The 14,582-nt window shown below is 56.0% G+C and carries 12 protein-coding genes; 2 read left to right on the top strand and 10 right to left on the bottom strand.

All coding sequences use genetic code 11. The features are described from left to right. Positions 1-64 precede the first annotated feature (64 nt). Positions 65-757: an LrgB family protein gene (locus Q4551_RS00395; RefSeq protein WP_303431117.1), complete on the bottom strand. Its 693-nt coding sequence runs from the start codon at positions 755-757 to the stop codon at positions 65-67. Beyond that, the gene (locus tag Q4551_RS00390; protein WP_303431116.1) at positions 754-1,086 is read right to left on the bottom strand and encodes a CidA/LrgA family protein; all 333 of its coding nucleotides are present in this window, start codon (positions 1,084-1,086) and stop codon (positions 754-756) included. Before Q4551_RS00390 ends, Q4551_RS00395 begins: the two co-directional genes overlap by 4 nt. A 445-nt stretch (positions 1,087-1,531) precedes the next feature. Between Q4551_RS00390 and sbcD the strand changes: the two genes are divergently transcribed. Further along, positions 1,532-2,794, top strand: a complete 1,263-nt coding sequence (gene sbcD / locus Q4551_RS00385) for an exonuclease subunit SbcD (RefSeq protein ID WP_303431115.1) — start codon at positions 1,532-1,534, stop codon at positions 2,792-2,794. Next, positions 2,791-6,528 carry an SbcC/MukB-like Walker B domain-containing protein gene (locus Q4551_RS00380; protein ID WP_303431114.1) on the top strand — a complete coding sequence of 1,246 codons (3,738 nt, stop codon included), beginning with the start codon at positions 2,791-2,793 and terminating at the stop codon, positions 6,526-6,528. The genes sbcD and Q4551_RS00380 overlap by 4 nt, the downstream gene beginning before the upstream one ends. 42 nt (positions 6,529-6,570) lie before the next feature. Here the strand turns inward: Q4551_RS00380 and Q4551_RS00375 are convergent, their stop codons facing one another. The 8 genes from Q4551_RS00375 to Q4551_RS00340 all read right to left on the bottom strand — a co-directional run bounded on the left by Q4551_RS00375 (position 6,571) and on the right by Q4551_RS00340 (position 14,516). After that, positions 6,571-6,930: a 5-carboxymethyl-2-hydroxymuconate Delta-isomerase gene (locus Q4551_RS00375; protein WP_303431113.1), complete on the bottom strand. Its 360-nt coding sequence runs from the start codon at positions 6,928-6,930 to the stop codon at positions 6,571-6,573. A 170-nt stretch (positions 6,931-7,100) separates the two neighbouring features. Further along, positions 7,101-8,558, bottom strand: a complete 1,458-nt coding sequence (locus Q4551_RS00370) for a glutamine synthetase family protein (RefSeq protein WP_303431112.1) — start codon at positions 8,556-8,558, stop codon at positions 7,101-7,103. Between the two features lie 64 nt (positions 8,559-8,622). Next, positions 8,623-9,945 carry an aromatic ring-hydroxylating dioxygenase subunit alpha gene (locus Q4551_RS00365; RefSeq protein WP_303431111.1) on the bottom strand — a complete coding sequence of 441 codons (1,323 nt, stop codon included), beginning with the start codon at positions 9,943-9,945 and terminating at the stop codon, positions 8,623-8,625. 37 nt (positions 9,946-9,982) lie between these two features. Next, positions 9,983-11,290, bottom strand: coding sequence for an NAD(P)/FAD-dependent oxidoreductase (locus Q4551_RS00360; protein WP_303431110.1), 1,308 nt, complete (start codon positions 11,288-11,290; stop codon positions 9,983-9,985). After that, the gene (locus Q4551_RS00355) at positions 11,287-11,622 is read right to left on the bottom strand and encodes a 2Fe-2S iron-sulfur cluster-binding protein (RefSeq protein ID WP_303431109.1); all 336 of its coding nucleotides are present in this window, start codon (positions 11,620-11,622) and stop codon (positions 11,287-11,289) included. The genes Q4551_RS00360 and Q4551_RS00355 overlap by 4 nt, the downstream gene beginning before the upstream one ends. A 32-nt stretch (positions 11,623-11,654) precedes the next feature. Continuing rightward, positions 11,655-12,953, bottom strand: a complete 1,299-nt coding sequence (locus Q4551_RS00350; RefSeq protein WP_303431108.1) for a TRAP transporter large permease — start codon at positions 12,951-12,953, stop codon at positions 11,655-11,657. 15 nt (positions 12,954-12,968) lie between these two features. Next, entirely contained in the window at positions 12,969-13,457 is a 489-nt protein-coding gene (locus tag Q4551_RS00345) for a TRAP transporter small permease (RefSeq protein WP_303431107.1), read from the bottom strand. A gap of 24 nt (positions 13,458-13,481) precedes the next feature. Beyond that, entirely contained in the window at positions 13,482-14,516 is a 1,035-nt protein-coding gene (locus tag Q4551_RS00340; RefSeq protein ID WP_303431106.1) for a TRAP transporter substrate-binding protein, read from the bottom strand. Positions 14,517-14,582: the final 66 nt, after the last annotated feature.

Raw genomic sequence — 14,582 nt, 5'->3', positions numbered from 1 at the left:
TATGCGTCCATTGATGACGGAGTTATTGCCCGCCGCCGGTAGCGATAAGCACATAGACTACCACTTAAAACAGACTGACGAGCAAGGGTAACACCACAGCATGCAGAGTCGCCGTCAGTATCATTGCGGTGATGGCATAGGCTGCTTCCCGCTCCCCCAGATCCAGTGCCCGACTGGTACCAATCGCATGAGCACAGACCCCCAGCGTAATACCAACGGTTTCTGGACGCTGGATACGCATCAGCGTCAGAATCGGCAAAATCATGATGACCCCCAACAAGCCAGACAAAATCACAAACGCCGCCGCCAGTGACGGATCACCACCGAGTTGACCAGTAATGGCAACCGCCACCGGTGTGGTAATGGACTTGGTCAGCATGGTTTGTGACAGCATGGGATCACCGATCCACCAGCTGGTCAGCCACCAGGCGCAGGCGACGGTGGTGGCACTGCCCAGTGTGACGGCCAGAGCAATACGGAGGGCATCCTGACGTAATGCCCTTAACTGCAGGAACAGAGGTACTGCAAGCATCACAATCAGCGGTTGCAGCATATCGTGCAGATAGTGCCCGCCTTCCATATACGTTGTGTACGGCGTATCGGTCAGTTTCAGCGTCACCACCACCAGCCCGATACCGGTCAGAATCGGTGGCAACAGTACCAGATTACCGGTTAACCGATAGACCTGCTGACCGAGCAAAAAAGCACCGATGGTCAGCGCCGTCCAGAACAGAGGGGTTTGCAGCAATATCATCATGAACGTTTTCCTCTGGACATAATCCAGCCACATACCAGTGTGCCGGGAATCAGACTGATGGCCAGAATCAACAGCAGTAGCAGCCCATGCTCGCGCACCAGTTGTTCATGGGTGATCACTCCCACGCTCACCGGAATCAGGAACAACGGTAAAATCGGCGCAAGTGACTGGGTAATGCTGGTCAATGCTGCAGGCACCTTGCGCTGGCTGATCAGAAAAACCAGCAACAGCAACATACCGATAATCGAAGGAGGAATAGGCGCCGAGGTCCAGTGTTGAACGAGCGTCCCGGCCATTAAAAAGGCCAGCAGAATCAGCAGTCCAGTCATAAGCGGTCTTCCGAACGGAGCGGCATAAAAAACCGGGTTTTTATTGATATTATCAGGCAGAAAATCATGAGCAGAAATAACGCTCTCGGCAATAATGTCAGAGCGCAAACAGTACCATTAACCACCAGAAGCACGCTATATTTTGTTGATAAGGCAATCTAACCGATTGATTTGTTAAAGAAAAAATAGCGCATTAAACACTGCCGCCAGAATACGGAAATCCCTGTTGCCACGGCACCGGGACACCCATTAATCGAATATAATCACCGCTGGTTTCTGCCGCCAACCCAACCCCGTCGCTGTGATAACCTTTCAGCTATCACTTACGGGGACATCTATTTAATCCTGCACGGCTCTGCGCGAGTGTTGCCGTTGTTCAGGGCAAGGCGACGAATGCAGCGAAATGACGGGTCCTTTTCAAATTCTCCCCTTACGGATAACGGTTATGAAAATCCTGCACACGTCTGACTGGCATCTGGGTCAGAGCTTTTTTACCAAGAGCCGCAAGGCTGAACATCAGGCTTTTCTTGATTGGCTGCTGACGCAGGTACGACGTTATAACATCGATGCCGTGATCGTAGCGGGGGACGTGTTTGATACCGGTACCCCTCCGAGTTATGCACGAGAAATGTACAATCGATTTATTGTCGCGATCAGCCAGTGCCACTGCCGCCTGGTTATTTTGGCGGGCAATCACGATTCGGTTTCGACGCTGAATGAATCCAGGCAGCTGGTGGCGTGCCTGGATACGCAAGTAGTGGCCAGTATCAGCCCGCTGGACCCCCATGAGCAGCTTATCGAGCTGGAATATCGCCATGGCAGCGAGCGTGAGCATGGTGACGCGGCTGGCCCGGTTGGTGCCATCGTCTGCGCTATTCCCTTTATCCGCCCGCGCGACGTGCTGCAAAGCCGGGCCGGTGAGTCGGGATTGGAAAAACGTCAGGCCCTGGGGGAGGCCATCCAACAACATTATCAGCGGGTTTATCAGGCGGCACTGGCACTCAAGACCAGCAAACAACTCGACGTACCGATTATTGCGACAGGACATTTGACGGCGCTGGGCGTCAGCCAGTCAGATTCCGTTCGCGACATCTATATCGGCTCGCTGGACGGGTTTGCTGCGGATGGTTTCCCTCCGGCAGATTATATTGCTCTCGGGCATATTCATCGGCCACAGCGGGTGGCCAAATCCGAGCATATCCGTTACAGCGGATCGCCCATTCCACTCAGCTTTGATGAATTAAAAACGACCAAACAAGTGGTCATGGTCGAATTTTCTGGTTCACACACCGTTGCGATAACCCCTGTTGATGTGCCGGTTTTCCAACCGATGGCCGTTATCAAGGGAGATCTGGCAGCCATCGAACAGGGGTTGCTGGCCTATCAGCATATACCTGCTGATCAACCGGTCTGGCTATGTATCGAAGTGGAACAGCAAGACTATCTGGCCGATTTGCCGCAACGGATTCAGGCCCTGACCGAAGGGCTGGCGGTCGAGGTCTTGCAACTGCGCCGTTCACGGCTCCGTGGCCGTCAGGTATTAACCCGGCAAGCACAGGAAACATTGGCAGAGCTGACCCCGGCGGAGGTCTTTGGCAAACGTCTGGCGCTGGAAAACCTTGACGATCAGCCCGGCAGGCAGGCCCGGATTGAAGTGCAGTTCCAGCAGATTCTGGCAGAAATCGAGCACCCGGAGCACGACGCATGAAGATTTTAAGCCTCCAGTTCAAGAACCTGAACTCACTCAAGGGTGAGTGGAAAATCGACTTCACCCAAGCGCCATTCAGCGACAACGGCCTGTTTGCCATTACCGGCCCGACCGGGGCAGGCAAAACCACCTTGCTCGATGCCATCTGCCTGGCGCTTTATCACCAGACGCCCCGGCTGGGTCAGATCACCACATCGTCCAATCAGATCATGACTCGCGGCTGCGCGGATTGTGCCGCCGAAGTGCAGTTTGACGTTAAAGGCATGGCCTATCGGGCACACTGGAGCATGCGTCGCTCCCGAGGCAAGGTCGATGGCAATTTGCAGCCTGCCTGTGTCGAGCTGGCCGAAGTCGCCAGCGGCAAGGTTCTGGCGACCCAGTTACGCGCCAAGAGTGAAATGATCGAGGCCATCACCGGACTGGATTTCTCCCGTTTTACCAAGTCCATTCTCCTGTCGCAGGGAGAATTTGCCGCCTTTCTGAATGCCAATGCATCCGCCCGTTCGGAGTTACTGGAGGAACTGACCGGCACTGAAATCTACGGCCAGATATCAATGCGGGTGCATGAGCATCATGCCAGCGCCAAGCAACAACTGGCTGAACTGCACGCCCGGGCCCAAGGGGTGCAACTGCTGGATGATGCCCAAAAACAACAGCTGCAAGAGGAAGCCGGGCAATTACAGCAGCAACAAACAGCGATCAAACATGAGATAGCCACCACCAGTGCCCATCGTGACTGGTGGCAACAATATGACCTGGCCCGAAAGCAGCGGATCACCCAGGCCGAACGCCTGCAGGCGGCCGAAGATCATCTGGCCAGCGCCCGGTCCGATATACAACGCTTGCAGCGCAGCGAACCGGCGGTGCAACTGCAGACCCCATACCGCTTGTTACAGGCGATACGCAGCGAAATCGAACAGCATCAGCAGGACTGTCGGCAAAAACAGGCACAGCAACACCAGCTGGCCGCTGAGCTGGCCAGTGCAACGACCCGTTTGACCGGGCAGAACCAGGCACTGGCAACGGCCAAAACCCGGCACCAGCAGCAAGAGCAATTGCTGAACGACCAGGTGGTACCACTGGATCAACAGCTGCTTGCCCAGCAAGACAAACTCAGAGAATTGCAGCAGGCCATCGATGATGAGCTGCGGCAACAAACCGGACATCAGCAGCACCTGGAACATCTGAGCGAGCAGCGGCAGAGCCAGACACAACAACAAGCCAAGGTTGAGCATTACCTGGCGCAACAGGCGGCCGACCAGTCACTCAAGCGGTATCTGGGGCAATGGCAGCAACAGGCCCAGCAGATTCAGGCGGCCAAGCAGCAGTTGGCACAGCAGCGTGAAAAAGAGGTCGAGCTACAACAGCAACTGACCCGGCAGCAAGGTCAGCAGCAACAGGCTCAACAGCAATACCAAGAGGCTGACAGCGCCGCGACGACCAAAGAGCAAGCCTGGCAACAGGCGGTTCAGGCGCTGGCTGGTGCCAGCCGTGAACTGGGCACTCTGGATCAATTGGAGCAGCAGCGTACCGGGCAGCTGGAGCAGTATTCCGTATTACTGAGCTTGCTATCCATCAGCAAGCAATGGCAATCCCTGGCGGCAGAACAACGGGATAAACAAGCCATAGCCGAGGATAGGCAGCGCCAATGCACCCACGTCGAACAGACACTCAGCCAGTTGAAAGGCCAATACCAGCAACAGCAGCAACTGGTACAGGCGTTAACCCAGCTGGTGACCCAGGACGAACAGCTGGCCCATTATCGGGCTGCCCTGCAGGCTGGTGATCCGTGTCCACTGTGTGGTTCGCAGGAACATCCGCAACTGGACGCCGACAAACATCAAGAGGCACTCAACGGCGGCTTGAGCCGTGACTCTCAACATATTACCGAGAAGCTGGACGCCGAACGGGTACTGGATCGCATCAGGGAACAAGGGCAGGAAGCCAAAGAGACACTGGCATCCAGCCAACGTTATCAACAAGAACTGGCGCAGCGTCTGACGGATATCCAGGTTGAGCAAGCCGACTTGCAACAACAATGGCAACAGCAATGGGAGCAACAGTGGCAGTCCAGCATCGCCAAATCGGAGCAAGACATTTTGCTGACGATTGCCGACACCCTGGCGCTGGAGCGACAGATAACCCGGCACCAGGCCGAGCAGCAGCGTTATGGCGAGGCCATTCAGCAGCTCAACGCTCTTAATAAACAGTGTGAGCAGGCCCGGCAACAACGGGATCATGCGCTGCAGCAGCTGACCAGCGCCCGGACCGGGCTGGCCCTGGCCGATCAGGCCATCACTAACAGCCGTCAGATGCTGGACGACCATCAGCAGCAACAAGCCCTGACGGCGCAACAAGCCGAGACCTTATGGCAAACCTTTGTCACGCAACTGAGCGAACAAGGTTATCCCGCGCCGTCGCCGGCAGAATTGGCCTTATGGCTGGCCGCCCGACAGCAAGACAGCCAAAAGTGGGACGACCATATCCGTCAGCAAGAACAGCTCAAGGCCAGCCTGAACCGGCTGGATGCCGATTATCAGCACTGCCAGCAACAGCTGGATAAGGTAAAGCAGCAGCTGACCGATACCCGCGAAAAACAGACCCGGCTGAAGCAGACGGTCACGACGCTGCAGGCCCAGCGTTATCAGCTGTTTGGCGACAAAAGTGTGCGGCAAGAACGGGACAACAGCATCACCGCACTGCGGCAGGCCGAAGCGGACTACCAGACTGCCCAGCATCAGCAACACACAGTATCCAGTCAGCATCAGGCTCTGCAGGCCGAGTTAACCACACAACAGCACGGCCTCGACCGCTTGCAAGCCCGACTGGATGAGCAGCAATCCGACTGGCAGTCACAGTTGGCGGCCAGCCCCTTCGCCACCGAAGCCGATTTTCTGCAGGCCTTGTTACCGGAGGCCGAACGTCAACGCCTGCAGCTACAGAAACAACAGCTGGATAACGAACTGGAACGCAGTCGCGCCTTGCTGGAGCAGGCCGAACAGGCCTGCCATCAGATCCTGGCAGACCCGCAGGCGGCGATTTATCAACAAACGGCACTGGCTGACGTAGAGCAGGTGTTAGCCGAGTTAACCACCCGGCTGGAACAACTGAACCAACGGGCTGGTGAAATCAGTCACGCGCTCCACTCCGACCAGACCCGGCGCGACAGTCAGCAAGCGCTGTTTGATCAAATCGCAGCGTTCCAGCGAGACTATGACGATATCAGCTATCTGCATGGCCTGATTGGCTCACGGGACGGCGCCAAATTCCGTAACTTTGCCCAAGGCCTGACGCTGGACAATCTGGTGGTACTGGCCAATCAGCAGCTGCAACGATTACACGGCCGTTACTTGTTGCAGCGCAAACAGAATGCGGGTCTGGAGCTTAGTGTGCTGGATACCTGGCAGGGCGATGCCGAACGGGATATCACCACTCTGTCGGGAGGTGAAAGTTTTCTGGTGAGTCTGGCACTGGCGCTGGCGTTGTCGGATCTGGTCAGCCACAAAACCAGCATCGACTCGCTGTTTCTGGATGAGGGTTTTGGCACGCTGGACAGCGAGACACTGGATATTGCCCTCGATGCGCTGGATAACCTCAATGCCTCCGGCAAAATGATCGGCGTTATCAGCCATGTGGAGGCAATGAAAGAACGGATTCCAACCCAGCTGCAGGTGATCAAAAAAAGCGGCTTGGGGATCAGTGAGCTGGATTCGATATATCGCATGACACAATAAACGGCGTGAGGAAACGGTGTGAGGTCGTTGTGACTCTGGCGATCAGTCAGCATCCGCCAAGGGCAGCAGCCGCTTTTTGTAGGCGGTGGCGTTCATATCCCGAATATCAATGCTGAGGCTGGCGACATCGGGTAACTGCTCGGCCAGCACCTGCCGCAGATTGATTGCCAGCTGTTCTTTTTGCTGGTCAGTGCGACCCTCGAGCAGCGACAAGGTAATATGAAGGAAGGTTTCGTCGTCTCGGCGCAGTAAAAAATGGTCGTACGGCATGGCCCGTACCTTGATGTCTTGCGGTTGGATAATACCGCCCTGGCAGGCGGCTTCGAACAGCTGTTGCATCAAGGGGCGCAACGGGGTTGTTTGCTCGATCACACGAGCGTATTCAATGACCAGGTGAGGCATATTAATCTCTGATATCCGGATAAATGACGGGATGCATGGCTGGGTCGACTGGGTAATCGGCTATGGATCAGGGTCCGTCGTGTGTGCGCTTGAAGGGCCGGCAGACAAGATAAAGAGCCGCGCACACCATGGGCATGCACAGACTCTCACTGCTCTGGGCTGGCACCGTACTAGAACAGGTTAAAGTATTCCCGCTCTTCCCACTCTGAAACTGTGGTCAGGTAACGATTCCACTCGGCTTTTTTCAAGTGCGCATAATAGTCGACAAAGGTGTCGCCAAACTGCTGGCGGTACAGCGCACTGCTTTCGAACAGCTGTACGGCGTCCATCAGACACTGGGGCAGGGTTTCTGCGCCGGTATCGTAGGGTTTGGATACCGGTGCTGGTGGTTCCAGTTCACGGTTGACGCCATCCATACCACTAATGATCTGGGAGGCCAGATACAGGTAAGGGTTGGCAGCGGGTTCGCCGACGCGGTTTTCAATCCGGCTGGCGTTGTCACCGGGGTTGGCCAGACAGCGCACCATGGCACCCCGGTTGTCTTTACCCCACTGGATCCGGTCGGGGGCCAGCGTAAACGGACGATAACGTTTGTAGCCGTTAATGGTGGGTGTCGACAGCACACAGCTGGCTTTGGCATGGGCCAGAATACCGGCGATCCAGTGCTGGCCGAGGCGTGAAATCGGTTCTCCAGCGGCCGGTTCAAAACAGTTGTTGCCGTGCTCCAGCGATACAATCGACTGGTGCAAATGCCAACCGCTGGCCATGGAGTCCTCAAACCGTGGTCGACACATAAAGGTGGCGTGCAGGCCGTTACGCTGACACACCTGTTTGACCATGGAACGGAACAGAATCATGTTGTCGGCTTGTTGCAACGCCGGAGCCGGGTCAAAGGTGACTTCAAACTGGCTGGGGCCAAACTCCACTTCTAACGAGCGTACGGGCAAATCCAGACCTTGGGCGTTCCGGCGAATCAGGTCGAACACCTCTTCCATCTCATCGTAGCGGTCTTCGGTCAGGTACTGATAACCCTGATTCAGTAACTCGGTTGTTGGCGGTGGGCCTGGTTGACCGGCATCGTCGAGGCCACGAGGCTTGTTGATGGTGCGGAAAACATGAAATTCCACTTCCAGCCCGGCAATAAATTCATAACCCTGATCATTCAGTTGTTGCTGGGCTTTTTTCAGCATGGCACGGGTCGACAGTTCAACTGGCGTACCGTCGGTCTGATACAGGTCGGCCAGTATCCAGCCGGTATGGGGCGACCACGGCAGGATTTTAAATGTGGTTGGGTCGGGCAGCATCAGTACGTCGCTGGCGCCGGTCATTTGTCCTTCGCCAAACCCTGCGTCATCTTGCCAGACTGAAAACACCGTCCGATGCGAGGTGTCTTTCAGCAGCATGGTCGAGCTCATGGTGATGCCTTTGTTCAAGGCAGACGCCAGGCCGCTGGCAACGATGGTCTTGCCACGCAGTACGCCGTGCTGGTCAACAAACGACACCCGAATGACTTCGAGGTTGCAGGTTTGCATGGTGTCGAGCAGGGTTTTGCAGGCAGAAATCTGTTCCTGACTCCACAAATTGTATTTACCGGAAAAACTGTTTTCGTCGTCGAATACACCGGTCATGGTTTTCTCCTCGCAGGGCCTGTTACCGCAGTAACACACCCTGACGCTTGATGTTGGTTTAGGCTTACAGTTCAGCGTCCCAGTCGCAGGCGGCACGGCGTTGCTGATCGCTGGTCTGCCAAACGCTTTCCCAGTCCTGGGTTGGTGCGATGGCGTCAATGGCGATAGGGCCTTTGATATCGCGTGCCTGGGCGGCACTAAGCTGTAATGGCAGTTCGCTTAAATCGCCGCCATCGCTGATGATCTTCATGGCTTTACGCAGTTTGCGGCGATGCTGGATGATGGCCTTGTCGGTGGTGCCCAGGTGTTCGTTGGTACGATCCTGGATATTGCCCATGGATTCACAGGCCCACTGGTCGTGGACATTGATGTCCATGCCCATACCGGTCCAGGTCAGGGTTTCCTGTTCTTTCTTGTTATAACCATAGTGGTTGCGCTTGTTCCGGATCGGGGCGTAGTCGGGCAGGGTGTGTTCTTGCAGGCGCTGGGCACGCATGGTGTCCTTGTCGACCGGGTTGCCAAAACTGGTGAACATCGAGAACCAGTAGCAGTTTTCGTCGTCGATCGGTACATGCCACTGGGTGATGGTCATTTCATTCGACATCGGAATGGTAATGGCGCACGGGAATACCTGGTTGGTCAGGCGCACATGGCTGGTGCCGTTTTGCAGATCACGCAGGGCGATGATGCGCATGCCGTAATCGGTGTCCTTGACGATGATTTCCGGGCGATCAAACTCGCGCAAGACCTGGGTCATGGGAATATTGGTATCGGCGGCGGTGTCGCGGAATTGCTTGCCGTAGCTGTCTTCCGGGTCTTCATCGAGCAGGAAGCGGTGCAGGAATGAGGCGTGCGCCGGGTCGATGCCGACTTCCAGTGCTTGCAGCCAATTGCATTCCCACAGGCCTTTAAAAGCAAAGACGTGGGTGTCTGGGGCTTTGAAGCAGTCGAAATCCGGGAAGGCGGGTGGCTCGCCGGTGCCCAGGAAGGCGAAAATAATGCCGTTCACTTCATGCAGCGGGTAGGAGTTGATGCGGATTTTTTCGTGCATCTTTGAGCCTTCCGGCTCTGCGGGCTGGTCAACACATTGACCCTGGGCATCGAATTTCCAACCATGGAAGGGGCAGCGGATACCGCCTTCTTCCTTGCGGCCGAAACACATATCGGCACCCCGGTGCGGACAATGACGATCCATCAGCACCAGTTTATCGTCTTCGTTACGGAAGAGGGCCAGTTCTTCACCCAGCAGGTTGACGGGTACGACCGGGCGGTCGCTGTCCAGCTCTTCGGACAGGGCGGCAGGCATCCAGTATTGGCGTAACAGTTTACCGGCTGGATCGGATGCCTTTACAAGGCTGAGTTCGTTGTTTTTTTCCTGGCTCATCATAGTGGGTATCTCCTGCGATCAAGCAATCATCAGCGAATTAGGTAAAGCTTTTCAGGCGCACAGCGGTATCGGCAGCGGCGTCTTTGGGCAATGGGAAACGTTGGCTAACCAGCTTGCGGGCGGCAAGGTGGTCGGCAGCGGCGTTGACGGAATCGACGCGGATCAGCCGCTCATTCTGGTAGTACAGCAGCGAGAATTTGCCGCTGGCGATGTCGCCACGAACAATCAGGTCGTCGTAATCCATGGCGTCGCCCACCATTTGTAATTTGATGTCTTTCTGGTCAGACCAGAACCAGGGTGCTACTGGCTCCGGCGCTGGCTGGCCGGTGATATTGGCGGCGACCGTTTTGGCCTGTTCCAGAGCGTTTTGTATGGATTCAATATGCGTGGTGCGGCCATCGGCCCGGGTCGTGATGGTGCAATCCCCACAGGCGTACACTGCCGGGTCGGAGGTGCAGCCGCCGGGGTCGACCAGAATGCCGTTCTGACAGGCTAGTCCAGCGTCCTGGGCGAGCTGGTCATTGATGGTGGCACCAATACCGACCACCACCAGATCGGCGGTGAGTGTCTGGCCATTGCTCAGTTGCAAACAGGTCTGGTGAGCGCGGTTATTGGTGTTGTTCTTATGGGTGTCCGGGTTCTGCGTGTTTTGTGGATAAGAGTGGGTGTCCGGGTTCTGTGTCCGGTTCTGTGTGGTCAGGCGCTCAACGGTGGTGTCAAAGCAGAATGCAACGCCGTTCTGTTCATGGGTCTGCTGCATAAAAGCCGACAGCTGTGCCGGAAACAGGCGGCTCAGGATACGGCTGCCGTGTTCGACCACCGTCACCTGTTTGCCGAGGCTGACAGCGGTGGACGCGACTTCCAGACCAATAAAGCCGGAACCGATGACCACGATGGACTGGGCCGCATCAAAATCCGCCTTGAGGGCAATGGCGTCATCCAGATCCCGTAACACCCGCACCCCCGGCATACCAGCGGCGGCCGGTAAGGTCCGGGCACTGGCACCGGTGGCGATGACCAGCTGGTCGTAGTGAAAGGTGACTTCGCGGTTATCGTGCCAGGCACTGACGCTTTGGTGCTGACGATCAATCTGCAAGGCGCGGTGATTCAGGAGCAGAGTGATGTCCTTTTGTTGATAAAAGGCTTCCCCGCGCAAGGCCAGACGCTGGTTGTCGAGGGCTTCTTTCAGGTATGCCTTTGACAGCGGTGGCCGCTGGTACGGCAAATGGGTACCGGCTTCCAGCAGGGTAATCGGCAAGTGATAGCCGTTATCCCGCAGTGAAGCCGCGACCTGTACACCGGCATGAGACGCACCAATAATCAGGGTGCCTGCTGCATGGCTCATGACTGGCATTCCGGTACTTCAAAAATAACACCGGCCATGGCTTCGGTGGCCAGCAGCTGGCAGCTCAAGCGGCTGCCCGGTCGACGTTCGGCAGCGGTTTCTTCGAGCATTTCCAGCTCTTCATCGTTCGCGGGCGTGACGCTGTCGAGCAGGCTGTCGGGCAAGTAAAGGTGACAGGTAGCGCACATACAGCTGCCGCCACATTCGGCTTCGATGCCGTCGATGTTATTGACAATGGCCGCCTGCATGATGTTCTGTCCCAGCGGCGCGTCAATATGCTGGATGTTGCCGTCCGGGAGTTTGAATCCGATGTGAATGGTGGCGTTGCTCATAATGATTATCCCCTTGAAAACGGAGTGTCAGTTCAGTTGCCCAGAAGCTCTGGTAAAAACAGTGAAATAGCAGGAAAAGCGATCAGGATGGCCAGCCGTAAAAAGTCGGCCAGGACGAAGGGAATAACTCCAACCATGACATCGTTGATCTTGAGGTTTTTGGTGGCACCCTGTACCACAAACAGATTCATGCCGACGGGGGGCGAAATCAGCCCGGTTTCGACCGTGACCACGGCAATAATGCCGAACCAGATCGGATCAAAGCCGCTGGCAACAATCACCGGATAAAAAATCGGCACGGTAAGCAGAATCATGGCCAGACTTTCGAGAAAGCAGCCCATCACAATGTAGAACACCACAATCAGCGCCATCACCATCCAGGGGGAGAGCTGATAGGCATCAATCATATCGACCATGGCGAACGAGACCTGGCTGACCGATAACAAGAAGCCAAAGACTTCGGCACCAATCAGAATCACAAAGATGGTTGATGTGACGGCCACGGCTTCGGTAACGGCCTCGCGGAAATCATCCCAGCCCAGGCCACGTACCAGCGCAAAGACCAGCGCCAGTCCAGCGCCTACGCCACCGGCTTCGGTGGGGGAAAACAAACCGCCGTACAAACCGCCCATCACCAGACCAAACAACAGCCCTACAGGAGCAAATTGCAGCAAGGCTTTGCGCAGTGAACTGTTCTCGTCGGGTGCTTGTTCACCGGAGGGTTTCCACTTCCGCACCATCACGGTGACGGTAGCCAGATAGAGCGCATAAGCTAGCAAGCCCGGCAGGAATCCGGCCAGAAACATATCGCCGACCGATTGTTCGGTAATCAGCGCGTACAGCAACAGCGCGACCGACGGCGGAATCATGATGCCCAGGGTGCCCCCGGCGGCCAGCGATCCAGCGGCCAGACGAGGGTGATAACCCTGTTTCATCATTTCCGGGTAAGCCACCCGGGTCATGGTCGACGCTGTTGCCAGGGAAGAACCGGAAATGGCCGAAAATGCCGCGCTGCCACTGACCGCAGCCAGTGCCAGACTGCCATTCCAGCCCTTGGTGAAATAACGGGCAGACTCAAACAGGTCTTTGGAGAATCCGGCCCGAGCGGCCAGACTGCCCATTAACAGAAATAAAGGAATCAGGGTGAATGAGTAGTTGGATGCGGTTTCGAAGGCCGCGGTTTCCAGCACGTTGAGTGCTGGCTCCGGGCCCACGATCAGGGCAAAGCCTGAAGCACCCACCAGAATCATGGCCAGACCAACCGGGCACCCCAGTGCCAACAACATCAGAATGACCACCATGCCACCCAGACCAATTACAAGAGGATCCATCGTATTACCTTTTGGTTAGTCGTCTTGGGAAACAGGGCGTTGCGGATGCCGCGCCAGCCACAGGCCCGTCAGCACAATGGCAACGCAGCACACCGTCAGTGCGCCATAAAACAGATACAGTGGAATGCCGAGGTCCTGGGAACGATCACCACGGTCGATCATTTCAACCATGGTGCCGAAAAACAGCCAGCCAATAACGGCTGCAAACGCGGCCAGCAACAGATGCCAGATACGCTCCAGCACTCGCTTGAGAAGGTCGGGTAATTTATCGAGTAACAACTCGACACTCACCAGCCCATGGGTGGCTGCCCGAGGCAGCGAGGCAAACACCATGATGAGCAGGGAATAACTGGCCAGCTCGACCGAGCCAGGCATGACCAGTTGCAGTTCTCCGCCACTGATGTCGAACACCAGACGTCCCAGAACGCTGGAAACGACCACAAACAACATGCATACCAGGGCCACGAAGGCCACTTTGTCGAAAAATCGAATGATTGTTTCCACCTTGATTCTCCCTGCTCAGATCACTCAGTTCAGTTCGGCTTCGCAGGCGCTGACATAGCCTTTGACGCTGTTATACGTTGTTGTACCGGGCAGACCCTGCTCGTCGAGGCGGGTAATGTAGGATTGCGTTACACCGTCAACAATGGTTTGCCACTGCGCACGTTCTTCTGCAGACAAGGTATTGATGGTGCCTCCTTCTTCCTTGATTTTGGCAATACCGACGAGATCGGCGTCGTCATAGCCCTGACCGGCGTTGACGGCCCAGTCCATGCCAGAGTTGTCGTCGATGACTTTTTTCAGATCGGCAGGCAGCTTGTCGTAAGCGCGTTTGTTCATGGTGGTCACAAAGGCCAGCGAGTAGAAGCCGAAGTCGAGATGCTGATCAGAGACTTCATAAGCACGGAAGCTGTTAACCGCTGACCATGGCAGCATGTAGCCATCAATAACGCCCCGTTGCATGCTCTGGTAAATAGACGGTGCGGGCATACCAATTGGCTCGGCACCCAGTTCGCCGATCAGTTCGCCAATCAGGTCGGTAGGGCGACGGATTTTCAGGCCTTTCAGATCGTCCAGAGAGGTGACGACCTGATCCTTGGTGTGCAAGTGACCGGGGCTATGGGTATGGACGTAAAGCACCTTGGTTTCTTCGTATTCCTTGTCGAGCACGCCGCTGTCATACAGCTTCTGGAAGGCGCAGGAACCAACGGCACCGGTCTTGAACAGGCCAGGCAGTTCCATGATCTGACTGAGTGGGAAGCGTCCGGCGGTATAGCCCTGTACGGTCCAGGCGATATCGGCAATGCCATTTTTGGCGTTGTCATAACCGGCAGGGGCCTTGCCCAATGTCTGGGCCGGGAAGACCGTCACCTTGAGGCGACCTTCGGATTGTTCTTCGACAGCTTTTTTCCAAGACTCGAACATGCGTTCACTCTGCCAGCTGTTTTTCGGCATGAAATGAGCAAAACGCAGGTTGGCTTCGGCGGCCAGAGTTGAGGCCGAACTGAGTGCCAGCAGGCTGGAAAAGGCAAGCGTTGACAGGTTTTTTCTCACGGCTTTCATCGATAGCTCCACAGCGGCTTATAATAATTTGATCGATAATCGAACTTATGTTTCAATATCGATCAC

Origin of the sequence: Oceanobacter sp. 5_MG-2023 (genome assembly GCF_030548165.1) — a bacterium.
Lineage (GTDB): Bacteria > Pseudomonadota > Gammaproteobacteria > Pseudomonadales > Oceanobacteraceae > Oceanobacter.
The sequence above is the reverse complement of the archived record's forward strand: the minus strand, read 5'-3'. Positions and strand labels throughout refer to the sequence as shown.